We start from the raw sequence: 17,974 nt of genomic DNA, 5'->3' as shown, positions 1-17,974 counted from the left end.
TTCAGAGGATGAGACATATGCCGTTTACATTTCAGATCGGAAATCATAGTTGCCAGATATCAGAAAGGTATTTAAGAGATATCATCGATAATAAAAAAGAGCATGTTTTTTCAACGTATGAGAAATTCATAGATTTTTTCAGGAATATATTTACCAGTCGAAGTTTAATTTCTGATTATAAAGAGATATATAATCTACTGTGCCAAAAAAACGAGCGTCCCGATATTACGAAGCCTTTCTCGCTACGACCATTTTCGAGGCGAGATGAAGACTGTACACGATGGCGCCCCCTTCTTGGATATATTAAACTGATTGATGCCTCCAGACCTGAAACAAGAGATAAATACACTGTAGAGGTATTAGCGTATCAAGAAAATACGTTACTACTAAAACTGTTTTACGATGGAGTATTAGTGACCGAGACGGAGTGTTCTGAGCGTTGCGTCGATTTTTTAAAAGAAACGATGTTTAATTATAATAATGGGGAAATTACGCTTGCCGCTTTAGATAATGATAACCAGCCGCCGAGCGAAGCAGGTAGTAATGGGATCTATGAGGCTTTTGAGCATCGTTTGATAGACTTCCTGACCACGCCCGCCACGGCGTCTGGTGATGAGAGCTGCGCTACTGATCAGACGGATGCATCACAACCAGCGGCAATAGAGGCGTTTATTAACTCGCCGGAGTTTCAGAAAAATATTCGCATGCGTGATATTGAAAAAAATAAAATAGGTAGCGGAAGTTATGGGACAGTCTATCGGTTACATGAAGACTTTGTTGTTAAAATTCCAATTAATGAGCGGGGAATAAAAGTGGATGTTAACTCTCCGGAACATCGTAATTGTCATCCTGATCGTGTCAGTAAGTATTTGAACATGGCCAATGGCGACAAGGATTTTTCTCGTTCGGCCATCATGAATATTAATGGTAAAGACGTTACGGTTTTAGTTTCAAAATATATTGAAGGTCAGGAGTTCGATATTGAAGATGAAGATAACTATAGAATGGCGGAGGCGCTTCTTGAATCCCGGGGGGTTTATATGCATGATATAGATAACTTAGGTAATATTCTGGTTAAAGAGGGGGTACTTTTCTTTGTGGATGGCGATCAAATCGTGCTGTCACAAGAATCCCGGCAACAGCGAAGCGTTTCTCTTGCAACAAGGCAACTGGAAGAGCAAATTAAGGCCCGTTACCTGATAAAATTAAAGCAGGCCGAGACCGAAGGAAATACTGAAGATATTGAATATTATAAGTCACTTATTACAGAGCTTGATGAGTTAATCGGAGAGGAAGAACAAACACCTGCGTCAGGAAGACGTTTTAAACTAGCCGCGCCGGAGGAAGGGACTCTTGTGGCTAAAGTATTAAAGGATGAATTAAAAAAATAGCATTTAGTTCCGTTCTTTTCTGCGAATCGCCGGGGCTCATTCGCTACAGATTTGCCGATCAATTATTGAGAGTTGCTATTCGTTTAAAGGTCGTTCAGGGGATTTGGACAGCCTGCAGCGGAGATGCAACTCGCAAGTACGGTTGGTGATGCCGCGCCGCCATAGTGGATGAAATGCCTCGCGATGGTGCAACAACATTAACTCGCCTTGATTTTTCCCCTCTACCTGGCAAGAAGACCCCGGCTTTACGGATGGTCTCTTGCCGTCGTATTAGCGTTGTTTGGCGTAGTATGTAAATTTCCTTATAGCAATAGAAGAACATTCTCAAAACATAAAATTAGCAAGTTATCATGAAGTTAACATATATTGTTTTTTTCGATCATTTTTTATATATTGATCGTTTTTATTGATTGATTTGCGTTAAAAGCGCATTATCAGGGAGTTAAGATCAAGTGGAGTGGTCACATGCGCTATTTTTTTATGGCAGAGCCGATAAGGGCAATGGAGGGGGATTTACTGGGTGTCGAAATTATTACCCATTTTGCATCGTCGCCCGCTCGTCCGCTACACCCTGAGTTTGTTATCTCGTCATGGGACAATTCGCAGAAGCGCCGTTTTCTGCTTGATCTGTTGCGGACAATCGCGGCCAAACATGGCTGGTTTCTACGCCACGGCCTGTTCTGTATCGTAAATATCGATCGGGGTATGGCGCAGCTTGTCCTTCAGGACAAAGATATTCACGCATTACTACACGCCATGCTATTTGTGGAGCTGCAGGTCGCTGAACATTTTTCATGTCAAGATAACGTCTTAGTCGATCCTTTAATACACGCGCTTCATAAACAACCTAATCCATTATGGCTGGGCGACCTGGGCGTAGGGAACGCAACCGCTGCGCCATTAGTTTGCGGGTGTTTTAGCGGCGTAAAACTTGATCGCAGCTTTTTTGTCTCACAAATTGAAAAAATGACGTTTCCGCTGCTTGTCAAACATATCCGGCGTTATTGTGACAAGATCGTGGTGGGGGGCCAGGAAAACACACGCTATTTGCCGGTGTTAAAAACGGCAGGCATTTGGGCAACCCAGGGCACGTTATTTCCTTCCGTTGCGTTAGAAGAGGTTGAAACATTGCTGTTGGGCAGTCGCATGAACACCCTCAGAGAATCGAACTGAGGGTATTTGTTTCGCTTAGCGATCCTTTCGCCATGCGTCAGCGGTCAGCGCCTCGCCAAAATGGCCTGCGATTAAACGGCGGGTAAGCTCATGTAGCGGAGAGGCGAGCACATCGGCGGTGCTGCCGCGTTCAACCACTTCCCCCTGATGCATCACTAATACCTGATCGCTAATATGCTTCATCATGCCGATATGCTGCGTGACATAGATATAGGAGATGCCTTGCTTTTCCTGCAATTCAAGCATCAGATTGATGAGCTGCGAGCGCATGGACATATCAAGCGAAGCCAGCGCTTCGTCCGCGATAATGACTTTAGGGCGTAAAATCAGCGCGCGGGCCAGGCCCAGACGCTGTTTCTGCCCCGGTGCCAGCATATGCGGGTAGTAGCTCACGTGATCGGGCAATAGCCCCACCATACGCATCGTCTCGACAATCTGTTTGCGCCGCTGTTCCGGCTCCAGATCGGTATTAAGGCGCAGGGGGAAGTCAAGGATCTGCGAAATACGTTGACGTGGATTCAGTGACGTTGAGGGGTCCTGAAAAATCATTCGAATACGTTGGCTTCGAAACGAATAGTCGCCGTAATGCAGGGGATGATCGTCAATAAGAAGCTCGCCGCTGGTGGGTTCAATCATGCCGGCCAGCATCTTTGCCAGCGTGGATTTGCCGGAACCGTTTTCGCCGATAATGGCCAGGGTCTGACGCTCACGAAGCGTAAAGCTTAATGGTTTCACGGCGTCGACGGTCTGGCGGCGAAACCATCCTGTCCGGTAGCGAAAGGTTTTACTCAGGTTGCGCACTTCAAGCAGAGTTTCCACCATATCACTCTCTCTCCATATTCAGCGGAAAATGACAGGCATAGAGATGATTTTTCGCGCCGGTTAAGCGTGGCGTGATAATGCATTCTCGTTGCGCGTAAGGGCAGCGCGGCCCCAGACGACAACCTATCGGTAACTGCTCCAGTAGCGGGATCGCGCCCGGTAGCGTATTCAGACGGCTTTTATGCGGCATCGCGCTGCCAAAATCCGGAATCGCACGGATAAGCGCCTGCGTATAAGGATGATGTGGCGTCGTCACCAGATCTTTACTTGGCGCGGTTTCTACCGTCTGGCCGCAGTATAAAACGTTGATTTTGTCAGCCCACTGACTCAGCATTTGCAGGTCGTGGCTAATCAACAGAATGGTGGTATTACTGTTTTGATTCAGTCGGGTCAGCAGGCGAAAAATTTGCGCCTGCGTCGTTGGTTCCATTGAGTTGGTGGGTTCATCAGCGATCAGGAGTCGCGGTTGATTCGCCAGCGCGATAGCGATCATGACTTTCTGACACTCGCCATCGGTCAGTTCATAGGGAAAACTGCGCATCGCGTCTTTATGATCTTTAATTCCCACCCGGTGCAGTAATTCAATAGCACGCCGTTTACGCCAGCCTAAACGCTGCCACCAGCGGCCTTTATAGGTCCAGGCGGGAATATTTTGCATTAGCTGGCGGCCGACGCGTTCGGAAGGATCAAGGCACGACTGCGGCTCCTGGAAGATCATCGACACATTATGCCCGACCAGCTTACGCCGTTCACGAGAGGAGAGGCGCAGCAGATCGATATCATCAAAACGCATACGGTCGGCAGTGACTCGCCAGTTGTCTTTCGCGACGCCGCAAATAGCTTTAGCAATCAAGCTCTTTCCGGAACCCGATTCACCTACCAGGCCGCGAATTTCACCTTCGCTTAATGTCATACTGACGCGATCGACCGCTTTTACCCAACCTTCGCTGGTTTTAAATTCAATGGTGAGATTGCGGATATCCAGTAACGGCATTATTCCACCCCCGCAATAATCGCACGACGAATCCCATCTCCGAGCAGGTTTACCAGTAAAACACTGAGCGTTATCGCCGCGCCGGGTAGCATAACGGTCCACGGCGCGACATAGATTAGCTCCAGCGCATCTCCCAACATGGCGCCCCATTCAGGAGAGGGAAGCTGCGCGCCGAGATCTAAAAATCCCAGCGCGGCGATGTCCAGAATCGCCATCGACAGCGCCCGGGTAATTTCGGTGACCAGACCGGCGGTAATATTCGGTAAAATGGCGAACCACAGAATATTCAGCGTTGTCGCGCCATCCAGACGGGCGGCAATGACGTACTCTTTTTCCAGTTCATCATGCACCATGCTATAGACAGAACGTACCATTCGCGGCAACAGGGCCAGCCAGACGGCAAACATCGCGTGTGACAGATGTGGGCCGGCAAATGCCACGACGATAATCGCCAGCAAGAGCGAAGGGATGGAAAGCAGCGTGTCCAGAATATGGTTCAGTACGGCAGAGCGTAAACCGTGCGTCGCGCCTGCCACTACGCCGAGGACTAATCCACATAGCGTAGCCGCCAGCGTTACGATAAACGCGCCGCCGACCGTGGGCGCCGCGCCGCTTAACAGGCGGCTCAGCACATCGCGCCCCAGATCGTCAGTCCCCAGAAAAAAGGAGACTTCGCCATAGCGTGACCAGGAGGGCGGCAGTAGCTGATAGCCCAAAAATTGCTGATCGATACCATAGGGCGCGATCCAGCCGCCAAAAATACACAACAACGCCAGACCGGCGCATCCATACAGACCCACCATCGCAGGCGCGTCGCTATAAAATTTGCGCCAGGCAGTACGCAGGGTGCCTGGCGGGCGCTTTTCGCTGTAGACGCTATCGTAAGGCATATTTACTCGTTTTATTTTTGTTTACCATGCTTTATGTCTTTTGAAATTTTAAAACATTATCAATTAGTTATCGAGCGTTGGGGTTTTAATTTTGTGCACTTTGAGGTTATCAATTATGCAAAATGTGTAAACTAATGTGCATATCCTCTCATGGAGTGTACACATTGCTTGCCGATACAAAATTAAGAAAGGCTCCTGCAAAAAAAGAGACCAAATCAAGGTCATCTCAGACGCTCATGGTCTCAATGTCAGGCTCTCTACATCCGGCAGTATAACATTCTTTTACCGATACAGATGGAACGGGAACGCTGCTCAACTGACGATTGGCGATTATCCAACCATATCACTATCTCATGCCAGGGAACGCCGTCAGTACTTTAGATCATGGTTAACTGAGGGACTCGATCCTCGTCGCCAGATGGTACTGGAGAAGAAGAAAAAAACAGAAGCGTTAACCGTAAAAGAACATACGACTACTGGGAGAAGTTTTAGCACTGTACGGAATTTGGGCCAGGGTCATTAAGACCGACAGTGGCGGCTGGCGCCAGTTCGGAGTATGGCGCGATCAGGATGTTGCGGTATTAGTCTCTGGGAGGTTCACAATAAGACAGATCGGAATACTCCGGCATGGGGTGTTGCGTCTTAAACCGCTGCAGCGGGTCAGCAGGGGGAATTATATTTATTAGCTCAGATGTGAGCTGACAGTTACCGATTATTTATACAGTAACTGTCAGTTTACAATATCGCAAAAACATTAACAAAAATATAATTTTGATGATAACCCCTTGATCTACCCAAAAGTAATAGAGCTGAGTTTATGATTTAATCTATAGGACTTTCCAGCGTTACTCTTACGGACTTTCTTTTTACAGTGATAGTTGGCGGGATCGTCGTGCTTCTAAGATGTGTAAATGGGATTTCACCAGCATAAAATACACCAGCACCATGGTAACCAGAAACTTTGACATCTATGTAGCCTCTACTCCAGATCTCATTAGCAACCCTCTCTATAAAAGTATCACGTTCTCCAAACACCATTCGTTCAAAGAAACCAGCATTTCTATTCGCTTTATCTATGTCCTCTTTTTTAAAACTATTAGGCTCTCTTTTATCTGCGGAATAACAACTACTAATCCTTATATCCTTTATAACCTCTAAAACTTTATTAGCAACCAGAATATCAACCAGTTGTTTTGCAGAAAAAACAGAGTCGCCACTGGCTAGAACATTAGTGCCTGCTGCACCATGACCGGTAATATAGACCTTTTTAAACGCACTTAATGTGATCTCATCTAGTATGAGGTTTTCTTGCTGCCGTGCAACAATACCTACAGCTGCTCCGCAATTTACATCATTAGTGTATTGTTGCAGATCAATGTGACTCGAAAGAGTTTTATAATGAGTGCTGATTGTTTTTTCAAATTCGGACGCTGCGTCTTTACTTATAAAAACACCAGGATATAAGTGCTTCCCAGAAAAAACTCTGGATATTTGTTGTCCCAGCATATGCAGGCAAGCCGATTTGTTGAAGCCTTTCTCTCCCATTACTAACAAGAAACCACTTTTTTGCTCAACCTGTGAAATATTATAAGCAATATTAGCTACCCTAATAATATCTTTGGCTAGGTTAGTTGCGCCATTTCCGAAGTGGCAGTGCCGGGGGCTGTCCCTCTAATATTGAGAATCGCGGCAGAAATAGGTTTCATCATATTCACCTCTCATGTAGTGATAATGGTTATTATGTGATATTTACTTTTTAATATTTATTTGTTATCACTTACCTGCTGTCCAGTCAATATTAATACATGATTACGCCTATTTTTACATTAATTTTACTGGTGCGGGATTGTATGATCTTGTTATTACTCAACGTAAGCCTCTGTTTATATATAATAAAATTGGAGAAATCTGTTGACTGTATTTTATTTACATTAATATAAATATGCTATGAATTATTACGCATGCATAATCTAACGTTATTAGATGCTATATCCGTAACCGGGTCTGAGGTGAGCATGGCTAAATTACCGCGCCGTAAATGCAAAGTTTGCCGGGAATGGTTTTCTCCTGCTTACAGCAACGTTGTCTGGTGCTGTCCTGAACATGGCGCTATCTACGCGCTGGAACTGCGTGCCAGGCGTATCAGGGATAAATACCAGACGGATAAAGCCGAACGCCAGGCGAACGCCGCAGTTTAAGGATAGGCATTGTGTGATTACGGGGATTTTCGTGCCCGTAAACCAGGGAGGTTTGTTTTTCTAATTTTATCCAGCGAGACGTAAAGTATGACTGAGCTATGGTTAGCACTCGGTTTAACACATTAGGTGGTTTGCCTGATAGTTTCTGTGGGAGGGGGTATGATAAAAAAGTAATATTATTTTTAGTGTTTTTCTGATTATGCAAGTGCCGTTGATTTTGTATATCGTGTTGACTCGAGACCTTCAGATGTGATTTTTCGGGATGGTTTTGCTTCGCACGGTAATAACAGGAATCTTCAGCAACATATAAGAGATGACTCCTGTGCATCCGGTAGTCGAGACAGTACTATATTGCGACTATCTCAGATATTAATGAGTCTTATAATATAGCACGATTATATTACTCCAGAGCAACATTTAGCGGCAGGTTGTACAGATACAGAATCCGTGCAGACAATAGTTTCTACAGCCTTCCGCCGTCTGTTGCTTATATTGAGTTATGTGGTATCCAGTTTGGTCATTTTGAGCGAGTGATGATGCGGTTACAAAGTGAGTATGTATCTGTAAATTCTATCCCAATTGAAAATATCCATGAAGCAGTTGAGCTTGTTTACGAGAGAAATGCAAGTATGGTAAATATTGTTGGAGTGGATTATGAAAAAGAAATTAAAGGTTCTGACTCTTGCTCTTGCGTCATTATCCAGTGTTTGTTATGCAGCTATGGCTGATTATGATACGTATGTGAGTAATGTTCAGATTAAAAACCTGTCTTATGGTGTGTATACGTCAGGGGATAAGGAAACTCAGTTTTTTTGTATCGAACTGAAGCGCGGGAGTGAGGCTATTAGTGTCAATGCCATGTGTAAAGTGGATGTGTACGGGAATCATAAACAGGGGTTTGATAACATGCTAAATATAGCAAAGTATTATTATACAACAGGGGGGGATGTAAGGATATATTATAAAGAGAATGTTTGGCGCGACCCCGATTTCAAAAGTGCATTCTCTTCCAGGGAATTAATTGCGATAACTACTTGTAGCTCATCAAGTTATTGTATGGGGCCTATGTTGACAAATTAAATGTTGCTGGGTATTAAACGCTCTAAAGAACAGGCTTAATCTTGTTGGTGAGACGGTCTGAACCTTTATCAGGTTCCTGTATGGCTGTAGCGATCTGTGGGGCAACGATATTTAGACTGTTTACTGGAGCGGATTTTGGGATTGTATTTTGAGCATTTGCGGGAACGTTGTTCGTGGCAACAATGCCGCAGATACTGTCACCCCAAAGCACTCCTTCAAGCTTCTGACAATTGTGGGTGGTTTGTTTGATGGAGTGCCTCTTAAGATTAGAACTCTCACCATAAAGGCTGCGCATTTACGTGGCCTTTTTCGTATTCAGCCTCACGGGAAACACTCACTACGCGCTTTGTTGGATAAATCCAGCCCGTGAAGCCTGCTCCTTTTAGTCAGGACGTTATCAGAAGGGGACACACTGGTTGTATGGAAGCTTGATCGCCTGGGTCACAGTATGCGTCATCTGGTCGTTCTGGTAGAAGAATTGCGCGAACGCGGCGTTAATTTCCACAGCCTGACCGACAGCAGCATAGACACGTCGACGCCAATGGGGCGATTCTTCTTTCATGTCATGGGCACACTCGATGAAATGGAACGTGAATTGATTGTGGAAAGAACCCGCGCTGGACTGGAAGCGACAAGGGAGAGGGGGTGTAATGGTGGCCGACGACCGAAACTAACATTGGAACAATAGGCGCAGGCCGGGCGTTTGATTGGGGCTGGCGTACCGCGACAGCAGGTAGCGATACGTAGTGAAACCCGGAGGCGCTGATACAGAAGATAAATCTCCGGCAATCATCATCGAAGCATGGACTGCCGGAGAAAGTAGAAAACAAAGTGTATATATTTGTGTACTAAAAAACGAACTTATCACAAAAATAAAAGCATAACTTTTTGATTTAATGATATTTTTATTGTTTCTTATCGTAAGGCATACCATTCCTTATGTTTCAGAGGGTTAGCCATAGCACCCAAAATATCGGAAATCACATTGACCACAATAACCAGCGACCCAATGACCATCACGCCAGCGGAAATAGCGGCATAGTCCTGCTGACGAATGGCGTGAATTAACCATCGTCCCAGCCCTGGCCAGCTGAAAACCATTTCGGTAATCATCGCCAGCGTTAACATGGTTGAAAACTGCAGGCCAAGACGGGGAATGACCGGCGGCAGCGCATTATGCAACACGTGACGGCGTAAAATCGTAAAGCGCGACAAGCCGCGCGTGGCCGCCGCTTTAACGTAGTTCTGATCGTAGACCTCAATAGTGCTGATTCGCATCAGGCGGATCACTTCTGTGGTCGGCGCGACGGAAAGCGTGAGCACCGGTAAAACCATATGTCGTATGGCGCTCATCACCATTTCATCGCGCCACGGCGAATCTGAAATCCAGGCGTCAATGATGGCGAAACCGGTAACCGGTTTAACTTCATAAAGTAGGTCAAATCGCCCGGATACCGGCAGCCACCCCAGCGTGAGCGAAAAGAACAGTGTGAGCAGAAGCGCCAGCCAGAAAACCGGAATTGAGAAACCTAATAGCGCCAGCGCGCTGATAAAACGATCCGGCCATTTGCTACGCGTCACGCCAGCCAGCATCCCGACCGGGATGCCGACCATCAGCGCAAAACCAAAGGCGAGAATGCACAGCTCCATCGTGGCGGGAAACACCTCTTTAAGCTGTTCGGAGATCAGCTGGCCGTTAATGCTGGACACGCCAAAGTCCCAGTGCAGCAGACCATTGAACCAGAAAACCCAGGCATTCCATAATGATGCGCCTTGTAGCGGCGCGTGCGGCGTAAAATAGCTCAGGCTAAAGCCGATAAAGGTCAGGAAGAATAGCGTCACCAGCAACAGCAATAACCGACGCAGGGTGAAGATAATCATGGTTTTTTCACCTCTTCGTGTTTTTCGCGGGAGACGCCGGCAAAAGACGCATTGCCGAACGGGCTTAACACCAGCCCTTTAATATCGTAGCGGTAAGCCTGCAGGCGTAGTGATGATGCCAGCGGCAGTATCGGCAGCTCTTTCTCCAGGATATTCTGCGCTTCCTCATACGCTTCTATGCGCGAAGCCAACTGCTGCGACGACAGTGCTTTACGCAGCACGCTATCAAATTCAGGGTTACACCAGTGGGCGAAATTGGTTTGCGAATTGATGGCCGCACAGCTTAACAGCGGTCTGAAAAAGCTATCCGGATCGTTGCTGTCCGTGGCCCAGCCGGATAAGGTCAGATCGTGATTCATATCCATCAGACGCGCCTCCTGAAAACGACCTTCAACCGGTACAATGACCACTTTTACGCCAACCTGCGCCATATCCGCCTGAATAAGCTCCGCCGTTTTTAGCGGACTTGGGTTCCAGGCCTGAGAACTGGTCGGCACCCAGAGATGCAGCGTAAGATTCTCAATGCCCAGCGCTTTTAGCTGTTCGCGCGATTTTTCCGGATTGTACTCCGTAATTTTGGCATCGTTATCGTAAGCCCATGAGGCTCTCGGTAAAATGGAGGCTGCGGTTTCTGCCGTGCCGTAATAAATCGACTGCATCAGGCGCTGGTTGTTGATCGATAAGGCCAGCGCATGGCGCACTGCGGGATTATTCAACGGCGGCTTATCGGTGTTAAAGGCCAGATAGGCGATATTCATCCCCGGGCGCAACGTCAGGCGCAAACGCGGATCGTCGCGTAAAATAGTTAGCTGGCTGGCGGCGGGCCAGGCCAGAACATCGCATTCACCGGTCAGTAATTTTGATAAACGCCCGGTACCGCCGGAGCCTAAATCCACTACTACTTGCGGCATCAGCGGTTTGCCGCGCCAAAAACCATCGTGGCGCTGGAGACGAATAAACTGCCCGGCACGGTACTCCGAAAGCTGGAAAGGCCCGGTGCCGACCGGTTGGCGGTCAAGCAGTTCCTGACGATCTTTTCGGCTAAGCTGCGCGGCGTACTCAGCGGACATAACGGAAGCGTAGTGTGTGGCCAGATGCCATAAAAAGGAGGCGTCTGGCTGCGTCAGGCGAAACTCAACGGTGTTATTGTCCAGCTTACGCACGCTTTTTACATTGTCGGCGAACTGTAGGCTATCAAAGTAGGGGAAGCTACTGCCGTTGATGTTATGCCACGGATGTCGACGATCGAAAATCCGCTGAAAGGTAAAGACAACATCATCAGCATTGAGTTTTCGGGTCGGCGTAAACCAGGCGGTTTTTTGAAAGGAAACGTCGCGGCGCAGGTGAAAACGGTACGTTGCCCCGTTATCCAGCACCTCCCAGCTTTCTGCCAGCTCTGGGACTAAACGATAAGTATAGGGATCGACATCCAACAGGCGGTCATATAACTGGGCGGCCAGGGTATCGACGATGAGGCCGCTGCTCGCTTTTTGCGGATTAAAGGTGTTGACCTGCCCGCTGACACAATACACAAAGCCGCTATCGCGAATATCTGCACTCGCAGTTTGTTCGGGCGCAGTCGCAGCCGTAGCCTGACTACTCAGTAGACCCGCTATCACGATCAGAGACGATAAAACCAGGCGCATAATAGTTAAGTTTTTGAAGTTCAATTTGCAAAGTGTATCGCACTTCGGCCCGCCACGTAAAAATGTCGGTGGATAACTGGCGTAAATGTCGTCAATTAGCCGGAGAAATAGCTAAAGCTGATGCTTTTTAAGCAAGGCGCGAAACTGGTGGTAGGTGAGTGCCAGCAAATCGGCGGCTCGTTTCTGGTTAAATTTCGCCTGCTGTAAGCTACGTTGCAGCAGCGCTTTTTCCTGTTGCAGTTGAAACTCCCGCAACTTGAGCGGCAGGTCGGGCGTGGCGGTTGCCGATGGCAGGGCGGGCGCGGGCGGTTCGGCGGGATGGCGTTGAAAAGGATCGATAACAATTTCATCCAAAGGATGTTCACTACTGCCGTGGCGATACACTGAACGTTCGACTACGTTTTTCAGCTCGCGGACATTACCCGGCCAGGCGTAATGCAACAACGTTTCTTTTGCCCGATCGGTAAAACCGGGAAATAAGGGCAGACGTAGTTCACGACACATCTGAATAGCAAAATGCTCGGCCATCAGCATGATATCGCTCTGGCGTTCGCGCAGCGGCGGCAGTTGTACAACATCAAAAGCCAGCCTATCGAGCAGATCGGCACGAAATGTCCCTTCCTTCACCATGGCGGGTAAATCGGCATTGGTGGCGCATACTAATCGCACATTAACCTGTAACGGCTGGCTGCCGCCGACGCGCTCTAGCTCGCCATATTCAATCACCCGCAGCAGCTTTTCCTGTACCAGCATCGGCGCTGTCGCCAGTTCATCCAAAAACAGCGTGCCGCCATCGGCGCGTTCAAAGCGACCGGGATGACGTTTTTGCGCCCCGGTAAAAGCGCCCGCTTCATGACCAAACAGTTCGGAGTCCAGCAGATTTTCGTTAAGCGCCGCGCAGTTAAGCGAGATAAGCGGCCCCTGCCAGCGTGAAGAGAGATAGTGCAGGCGATTGGCGATAAGTTCTTTACCCGTACCGCGTTCGCCAATAATCAGCACTGGCTTATCCAGCGGCGCGAGCCGGGAGACTTGTTCCAGTACTTCAAGAAAACGGTTTGCCTCGCCGAGCAGGTTATCTTTAAATTCAGCCATGATGAAAATCGCCACTTGTTAGTGTTTTTCACCACTTTATCCTTTTTTGCTGGCGAGGTAAAACGAAACAATTTCTTTATTATCAGTGATATGAAAAGTTGGCACGCAAATTGTATTAATCATGTAGCAGGGCATCGCCCGTTATCAGAACATTATGTGAGGATTGAATTATGGGTATTTTTTCTCGTTTTGCCGACATCGTGAACGCCAATATCAATGCGTTGTTGGAAAAAGCGGAAGATCCGCAGAAGCTGGTGCGCCTGATGATTCAGGAGATGGAAGATACGCTGGTGGAGGTTCGCTCGAACTCCGCGCGTGCTTTAGCGGAAAAGAAACAGTTATCCCGTCGTATTGAACAGGCTACGGCTCAGCAGACCGAGTGGCAGGAAAAAGCGGAACTGGCTCTGCGCAAAGATAAAGACGATCTGGCGCGCGCCGCATTGATTGAAAAACAAAAGCTGACCGATTTAATTGCTACGCTTGAACAGGAAGTCACGCTGGTGGATGACACGCTGGCGCGCATGAAGAAAGAGATTGGCGAGCTGGAAAACAAACTCAGCGAAACACGCGCTCGCCAGCAGGCGCTGATGCTGCGTCATCAGGCGGCGAGTTCTTCCCGTGATGTCCGTCGTCAGCTTGACAGCGGCAAACTGGATGAAGCCATGGCGCGGTTTGAATCCTTTGAACGTCGTATCGATCAAATGGAAGCGGAAGCGGAAAGCCATCGTTTTGGTAAGCAGCAATCGCTGGACCAACAGTTTGCCAACCTGAAAGCCGATGATGAAATCAGCGAGCAGCTGGCGCAGTTGAAAGCCAAAATGAAGCAAGATAATCAATAATGACAATGGCGGCGCCGATACGCGCCGTCGCTCATCAGCTTTAGGTGTAAGGAGAACGCATGAGCGCGCTATTTCTGGCCATCCCGTTAACCATTTTTGTGTTGTTTGTGTTACCGATTTGGCTGTGGCTGCATTACAGCAACCGCGCCGGTCGGGGAGAACTGTCGCAAAGCGAGCAGCAACGCTTACTGCAACTCACAGACGACGCGCAACGTATGCGCGAGCGCATTCAGGCGCTGGAAGACATTCTTGATGCAGAGCATCCGAACTGGAGAGAGCGCTAATGGGTGGAATCAATCTGAATAAAAAACTATGGCGTATGCCGCAAAAGGGCATGTTGCGTGGCGTTTGCGCTGGGATCGCCGACTACCTTGATGTACCGGTAAAACTGGTGCGTATTCTGGTCGTGCTGTCGATTTTCTTTGGGCTGGCGTTTTTTACCGTAGTGGCCTATATCGTTCTGTCTTTTGTACTGGACCCTATGCCGGATAATCTGGCCGCAGGCAAACCGCAGCCGACCAGCGGCGAACTGCTGGATACCGTAGACAGAGAGCTTGCCGCAGGCGAAAAGCGTTTGCGAGAAATGGAACGCTACGTCACGTCAGATACGTTCACACTGCGTAGTCGTTTCCGTCAACTTTAAGTGTTATATCGGGAAGGTGAAGATGAATACTCGCTGGCAACGCGCCGGGCAGAAGGTGAAGCCCGGCTTCAAAATAGCAGGTAAGCTGGTTCTGTTGACCGCGTTACGCTACGGGCCTGCCGGCGTGGCGGGATGGGCGGTAAAATCCGTCGCCCGTCGTCCGCTAAAAATGTTGCTGGCGTTTGCGCTGGAGCCAGTACTTCGTAAGGCGGCGAATAAAATTTCGCAGCGTTACAAATAGCGAGTCTGGTCATAATATTTCGTTAAGCTCTGGCGTATAGTGTGTGCGAAATACATTACGTGTCAGGACGGGAGTATGTTGAAAAAAGGAATATTTGCGTTAGCGTTATTCATAGCCATGCCGCTTTATGCCGCAGAATACTGGATAGATGTCCGCATTCCGGAACAATATCAACGAGAGCATATTCAGGGCGCGATTAATATCCCATTGAAGGAGATTAAATCTCATATCGAAACGGTAGTTCCAGACAGGAACGATACGGTAAAGTTATATTGCAACTCCGGGCGACAGTCGGGCATGGCAAAACAAATGTTGCTTGATATGGGGTATACGCACGCGATGAATATGGGCGGCATCAGTCGTCTTGATATGCCGAAAGTAAAAAAATAGATAATCTATTGCTCAATACTCATACTAACCGCGGCGCTTAATGCGCCGTTGTTGATCTCTCCGGGTAGTTGATAATAACGTTTTTGCACATATCTATAACGCAGGCTCGTTATTATTTTTTTCTTCTCTTCAGGCTCAACAGGATGTCAATGAAGCGACTTAAAACTGAACTCAACGCGCTGGTCAATCGTGGGGTAGACAGGCATTTGCGACTTGCCGTAACCGGGTTGAGCCGCAGCGGCAAAACGGCGTTTATCACGGCGATGGTTAACCAGTTGCTTAATGTCCACGCGGGCGCGCGCTTACCGTTGCTCAGCGCGGTACGCGAAGAACGCCTGCTTGGCGTAAAGCGCGTGCCTCAACGTGATTTTGGTATTCCCCGTTTTACCTACGACGAGGGGATACTTCAGCTTTATGGCAATCCTCCCGCCTGGCCCACACCGACGCGCGGCGTGAGTGAGATTCGGCTGGCGTTGCGCTATCGCTCAAACGACTCGCTGCTGCGCCATTTTAAAGATACCTCGACATTGTATCTGGAGATTGTGGACTATCCAGGGGAATGGTTACTCGATCTGCCCATGCTGGCTCAGGATTATTTAAGCTGGTCCCGTCAGATGAACGGCTTGTTACAAGGACAACGCGCTGAGTGGGCCGCAAAATGGCGGCAACTTTGCGACGGACTCGATCCGCTGGCGCCCGCCGATGAAAACCGGCTGGCGGAGATTGCCGCCGCCTGGACGGATTATTTGCATCAGTGTAAATCGCAGGGATTGCACTTTATTCAGCCTGGACGGTTTGTTTTGCCGGGCGATATGGCGGGTGCGCCAGCGTTGCAGTTTTTCCCGTGGCCGGATGTGGACGCCTTCGGCGAGTCAAAACTGGCGCAGGTGGATAAGCAGACCAACGCTGGAATGCTGCGCGAACGCTTTAACTACTATTGCGAAAAAGTGGTCAAGGGGTTCTACAAAAATCATTTTCTACGCTTTGATCGCCAGATTGTGCTGGTCGACTGTCTGCAACCGCTTAATAGCGGGCCGCAGGCGTTTAATGATATGCGTCTCGCTTTAACGCAGCTGATGCAAAGTTTTCACTATGGTCAGCGAACTCTGTTTCGCCGCCTGTTTTCGCCGGTGATTGACAAATTGCTGTTCGCCGCGACGAAAGCCGACCATGTCACCCTCGACCAACATGCCAATATGGTGGCCTTGCTCCAGCAGCTTATTCAGGATGCCTGGCAAAATGCCGCGTTTGAAGGCATTAGTATGGATTGCCTGGGGCTGGCGTCGGTACAGGCGACCACCAGCGGCGTGATTGAGGTCAACGGTGAAAAAATCCCGGCTTTACGTGGAAACCGTTTGAGTGACGGCGCGCCGTTAACCGTGTACCCCGGCGAAGTGCCTTCGCGTTTGCCGGGGCAAGCGTTTTGGGATAGTCAGGGTTTTCAGTTCGAAGCCTTTCGTCCGCAGGTGATGGATGTTGATAAACCGTTACCGCATATTCGTCTGGACGCTGCGCTGGAGTTTTTAATAGGAGATAAGCTGCGATGAGCGAACCGTTAAAACCGCGTATTGATTTTGCAGAACCGCTAAAGGAGGAGCCTACGTCGGCCTTCAAAGCGCAGCAAACTTTCAGCGAAGCGGAGTCGCGTACATTTGCGCCTGCAGCTATCGATGAGCGCCCGGAAGACGAAGGCGTGGCAGAAGCGGCGGTCGATGCCGCGCTGCGTCCCAAACGCAGCCTGTGGCGTAAAATGGTGATGGGAGGGCTGGCGCTGTTTGGCGCGAGCGTGGTCGGGCAAGGCGTACAGTGGACAATGAATGCCTGGCAAACTCAGGACTGGGTCGCTTTAGGCGGCTGTGCCGCAGGCGCGCTGATCGTTGGCGCTGGCGTGGGATCGGTGGTCACGGAGTGGCGGCGATTATGGCGCTTGCGCCAGCGGGCGCATGAGCGGGATGAAGCGCGTGAGCTGTTACATAGCCATAGCGTCGGGAAAGGTCGCGCATTTTGCGAAAAACTGGCGCAGCAGGCGGGGATTGATCAATCACATCCGGCATTACAACGTTGGTATGCCGCTATTCACGAAACGCAAAACGACAGGGAAATCGTCAATTTGTATGCGCATCTGGTACAGCCGGTACTTGACGCGCAGGCGCGACGTGAGATTAGCCGTTTCGCCGCGGAATCGACTCTGATGATCGCCGTCAGCCCGTTAGCGTTGGTGGATATGGCATTTATTGCCTGGCGTAATTTACGCCTGATTAACCGTATCGCAACGCTGTATGGCATTGAACTTGGTTATTACAGCCGCCTTCGTCTGTTCCGTCTGGTGTTGCTGAATATCGCGTTCGCGGGAGCCAGTGAGCTGGTGCGTGAAGTCGGTATGGACTGGATGTCTCAGGATCTGGCCGCACGCCTGTCCACGCGCGCGGCACAGGGGATTGGCGCAGGTCTCCTTACCGCTCGACTGGGAATAAAAGCGATGGAACTATGTCGACCATTGCCGTGGATCGATAACGATAAACCACGTCTCGGTGATTTTCGTCGTCAGCTTATCGGTCAGCTAAAAGAGACGTTACAAAAGAGTAAGTCGTCGCCTGAGAAATGACCTTCCACAGGGCGCTGACTGCCTGGCTTTACGCCGCAGCGCCCGTTTTTCCGCCATGCTGTCAATATTTGTTGACAGAATCCTTCCTG

Annotated in this window: 18 protein-coding genes and 4 pseudogenes; 15 read left to right on the top strand and 7 right to left on the bottom strand. The window is 49.0% G+C overall.

Annotated elements, in window-relative coordinates; genetic code table 11:
- Positions 1–17 precede the first annotated feature (17 nt).
- Both steC and OLG56_RS11750 read left to right on the top strand, forming a co-directional pair.
- Positions 18–1,391, top strand: a complete 1,374-nt coding sequence (gene steC / locus OLG56_RS11755) for an SPI-2 type III secretion system effector kinase SteC (RefSeq protein ID WP_079900460.1) — start codon at positions 18–20, stop codon at positions 1,389–1,391.
- A gap of 465 nt (positions 1,392–1,856) precedes the next feature.
- Entirely contained in the window at positions 1,857–2,564 is a 708-nt protein-coding gene (locus OLG56_RS11750) for an EAL domain-containing protein (RefSeq protein ID WP_001527637.1), read from the top strand.
- Between the two features lie 15 nt (positions 2,565–2,579).
- On the opposite strand, the gene sapF is transcribed toward OLG56_RS11750, so the two are convergent.
- From sapF to sapC, 3 genes are read right to left on the bottom strand one after another with little or no spacing between them, the layout of a single operon-like run.
- On the bottom strand, positions 2,580–3,386 hold the full coding sequence (gene sapF, locus OLG56_RS11745) for a peptide ABC transporter ATP-binding protein SapF (protein ID WP_000230462.1): 807 nt from the start codon (positions 3,384–3,386) through the stop codon (positions 2,580–2,582).
- Position 3,387: 1 nt separating this feature from the next.
- A complete protein-coding gene (gene sapD, locus OLG56_RS11740; protein ID WP_001128869.1) occupies positions 3,388–4,380 on the bottom strand; it encodes a peptide ABC transporter ATP-binding protein SapD in 993 nt (330 codons plus the stop codon).
- Positions 4,380–5,270, bottom strand: a complete 891-nt coding sequence (gene sapC / locus OLG56_RS11735; RefSeq protein ID WP_001146150.1) for a peptide ABC transporter permease SapC — start codon at positions 5,268–5,270, stop codon at positions 4,380–4,382. Before sapC ends, sapD begins: the two co-directional genes overlap by 1 nt.
- Before the next feature lie 164 nt (positions 5,271–5,434).
- Between sapC and OLG56_RS11730 the strand changes: the two are divergent.
- Positions 5,435–5,759, top strand: a pseudogene (locus tag OLG56_RS11730) (Arm DNA-binding domain-containing protein); the annotation flags it as partial.
- 333 nt (positions 5,760–6,092) lie between these two features.
- Here the strand turns inward: OLG56_RS11730 and OLG56_RS11725 are convergent.
- On the bottom strand, positions 6,093–6,815 hold the full coding sequence (locus tag OLG56_RS11725; protein WP_001605114.1) for a hypothetical protein: 723 nt from the start codon (positions 6,813–6,815) through the stop codon (positions 6,093–6,095).
- A 470-nt stretch (positions 6,816–7,285) separates the two neighbouring features.
- Here OLG56_RS11725 and OLG56_RS11720 point away from each other — a divergent pair, with 470 nt between their 5' ends.
- The 5 genes and pseudogenes from OLG56_RS11720 to OLG56_RS11700 form a co-directional block, all read left to right on the top strand.
- Positions 7,286–7,468: a recombination protein NinG gene (locus OLG56_RS11720; RefSeq protein WP_001096568.1), complete on the top strand. Its 183-nt coding sequence runs from the start codon at positions 7,286–7,288 to the stop codon at positions 7,466–7,468.
- A 131-nt stretch (positions 7,469–7,599) separates the two neighbouring features.
- Positions 7,600–8,103: pseudogene (locus OLG56_RS11715) on the top strand (pertussis toxin-like subunit ArtA); the annotation flags it as partial.
- Between the two features lie 19 nt (positions 8,104–8,122).
- Positions 8,123–8,548, top strand: a complete 426-nt coding sequence (locus OLG56_RS11710; RefSeq protein ID WP_000727928.1) for a subtilase family AB5 toxin binding subunit — start codon at positions 8,123–8,125, stop codon at positions 8,546–8,548.
- Positions 8,549–8,628: 80 nt separating this feature from the next.
- Positions 8,629–8,772: pseudogene (locus OLG56_RS22330) on the top strand (holin); the annotation flags it as partial.
- Between the two features lie 158 nt (positions 8,773–8,930).
- Positions 8,931–9,233, top strand: a pseudogene (locus OLG56_RS11700) (recombinase family protein); the annotation flags it as partial.
- Between the two features lie 230 nt (positions 9,234–9,463).
- Here the strand turns inward: OLG56_RS11700 and sapB are convergent.
- The 3 genes from sapB to pspF form a co-directional block, all read right to left on the bottom strand.
- Positions 9,464–10,429: a peptide ABC transporter permease SapB gene (gene sapB, locus OLG56_RS11695; RefSeq protein WP_000583298.1), complete on the bottom strand. Its 966-nt coding sequence runs from the start codon at positions 10,427–10,429 to the stop codon at positions 9,464–9,466.
- Positions 10,426–12,075 (bottom strand): peptide ABC transporter substrate-binding protein SapA, encoded by a 1,650-nt coding sequence (gene sapA, locus OLG56_RS11690; protein ID WP_001241628.1) that lies wholly within the window; start codon positions 12,073–12,075, stop codon positions 10,426–10,428. Before sapA ends, sapB begins: the two co-directional genes overlap by 4 nt.
- A gap of 111 nt (positions 12,076–12,186) precedes the next feature.
- Positions 12,187–13,167 (bottom strand): phage shock protein operon transcriptional activator, encoded by a 981-nt coding sequence (gene pspF, locus OLG56_RS11685; protein WP_001543112.1) that lies wholly within the window; start codon positions 13,165–13,167, stop codon positions 12,187–12,189.
- A 170-nt stretch (positions 13,168–13,337) separates the two neighbouring features.
- Here pspF and pspA point away from each other — a divergent pair, with 170 nt between their 5' ends.
- The 7 genes from pspA to OLG56_RS11650 all read left to right on the top strand — a co-directional run bounded on the left by pspA (position 13,338) and on the right by OLG56_RS11650 (position 17,885).
- Entirely contained in the window at positions 13,338–14,006 is a 669-nt protein-coding gene (gene pspA / locus OLG56_RS11680; protein ID WP_000511000.1) for a phage shock protein PspA, read from the top strand.
- Positions 14,007–14,065: 59 nt separating this feature from the next.
- Positions 14,066–14,290 (top strand): envelope stress response membrane protein PspB, encoded by a 225-nt coding sequence (pspB, locus tag OLG56_RS11675; protein ID WP_001274953.1) that lies wholly within the window; start codon positions 14,066–14,068, stop codon positions 14,288–14,290.
- A complete protein-coding gene (pspC, locus tag OLG56_RS11670; protein WP_000508936.1) occupies positions 14,290–14,649 on the top strand; it encodes an envelope stress response membrane protein PspC in 360 nt (119 codons plus the stop codon). Before pspB ends, pspC begins: the two co-directional genes overlap by 1 nt.
- Positions 14,650–14,671: 22 nt before the next feature.
- Positions 14,672–14,890 carry a phage shock protein PspD gene (gene pspD / locus OLG56_RS11665; RefSeq protein ID WP_001097607.1) on the top strand — a complete coding sequence of 73 codons (219 nt, stop codon included), beginning with the start codon at positions 14,672–14,674 and terminating at the stop codon, positions 14,888–14,890.
- 75 nt (positions 14,891–14,965) lie between these two features.
- Complete coding sequence (gene pspE / locus OLG56_RS11660; protein WP_000913428.1) at positions 14,966–15,280, top strand: thiosulfate sulfurtransferase PspE; 315 nt, start codon at positions 14,966–14,968, stop codon at positions 15,278–15,280.
- Positions 15,281–15,429: 149 nt separating this feature from the next.
- The gene (locus OLG56_RS11655; protein WP_000825862.1) at positions 15,430–16,827 is read left to right on the top strand and encodes a YcjX family GTP-binding protein; all 1,398 of its coding nucleotides are present in this window, start codon (positions 15,430–15,432) and stop codon (positions 16,825–16,827) included.
- Complete coding sequence (locus tag OLG56_RS11650) at positions 16,824–17,885, top strand: YcjF family protein (protein WP_023232787.1); 1,062 nt, start codon at positions 16,824–16,826, stop codon at positions 17,883–17,885. The genes OLG56_RS11655 and OLG56_RS11650 overlap by 4 nt, the downstream gene beginning before the upstream one ends.
- Positions 17,886–17,974: the final 89 nt, after the last annotated feature.

The organism is Salmonella sp. 2018103, assembly GCF_026247685.1.
GTDB lineage: Bacteria > Pseudomonadota > Gammaproteobacteria > Enterobacterales > Enterobacteriaceae > Salmonella > Salmonella enterica.
Note: the sequence above shows the minus strand (reverse complement) of the source record. Positions and strands in the feature narration are given on the sequence as shown.

What these genes read in the sequence shown, in the direction of transcription:
- steC (WP_079900460.1), top strand. Translation starts at nt 18, where the DNA reads ATGCCGTTTACATTTCAGATCGGAAATCATAGTTGCCAGATATCAGAA.
- OLG56_RS11750 (WP_001527637.1), top strand. Translation starts at nt 1,857, where the DNA reads ATGCGCTATTTTTTTATGGCAGAGCCGATAAGGGCAATGGAGGGGGAT.
- sapF (WP_000230462.1), bottom strand. Translation starts at nt 3,386, where the DNA reads ATGGTGGAAACTCTGCTTGAAGTGCGCAACCTGAGTAAAACCTTTCGC.
- sapD (WP_001128869.1), bottom strand. Translation starts at nt 4,380, where the DNA reads ATGCCGTTACTGGATATCCGCAATCTCACCATTGAATTTAAAACCAGC.
- sapC (WP_001146150.1), bottom strand. Translation starts at nt 5,270, where the DNA reads ATGCCTTACGATAGCGTCTACAGCGAAAAGCGCCCGCCAGGCACCCTG.
- OLG56_RS11725 (WP_001605114.1), bottom strand. Translation starts at nt 6,815, where the DNA reads ATGGGAGAGAAAGGCTTCAACAAATCGGCTTGCCTGCATATGCTGGGA.
- OLG56_RS11720 (WP_001096568.1), top strand. Translation starts at nt 7,286, where the DNA reads ATGGCTAAATTACCGCGCCGTAAATGCAAAGTTTGCCGGGAATGGTTT.
- OLG56_RS11710 (WP_000727928.1), top strand. Translation starts at nt 8,123, where the DNA reads ATGAAAAAGAAATTAAAGGTTCTGACTCTTGCTCTTGCGTCATTATCC.
- sapB (WP_000583298.1), bottom strand. Translation starts at nt 10,429, where the DNA reads ATGATTATCTTCACCCTGCGTCGGTTATTGCTGTTGCTGGTGACGCTA.
- sapA (WP_001241628.1), bottom strand. Translation starts at nt 12,075, where the DNA reads ATGCGCCTGGTTTTATCGTCTCTGATCGTGATAGCGGGTCTACTGAGT.
- pspF (WP_001543112.1), bottom strand. Translation starts at nt 13,167, where the DNA reads ATGGCTGAATTTAAAGATAACCTGCTCGGCGAGGCAAACCGTTTTCTT.
- pspA (WP_000511000.1), top strand. Translation starts at nt 13,338, where the DNA reads ATGGGTATTTTTTCTCGTTTTGCCGACATCGTGAACGCCAATATCAAT.
- pspB (WP_001274953.1), top strand. Translation starts at nt 14,066, where the DNA reads ATGAGCGCGCTATTTCTGGCCATCCCGTTAACCATTTTTGTGTTGTTT.
- pspC (WP_000508936.1), top strand. Translation starts at nt 14,290, where the DNA reads ATGGGTGGAATCAATCTGAATAAAAAACTATGGCGTATGCCGCAAAAG.
- pspD (WP_001097607.1), top strand. Translation starts at nt 14,672, where the DNA reads ATGAATACTCGCTGGCAACGCGCCGGGCAGAAGGTGAAGCCCGGCTTC.
- pspE (WP_000913428.1), top strand. Translation starts at nt 14,966, where the DNA reads ATGTTGAAAAAAGGAATATTTGCGTTAGCGTTATTCATAGCCATGCCG.
- OLG56_RS11655 (WP_000825862.1), top strand. Translation starts at nt 15,430, where the DNA reads ATGAAGCGACTTAAAACTGAACTCAACGCGCTGGTCAATCGTGGGGTA.
- OLG56_RS11650 (WP_023232787.1), top strand. Translation starts at nt 16,824, where the DNA reads ATGAGCGAACCGTTAAAACCGCGTATTGATTTTGCAGAACCGCTAAAG.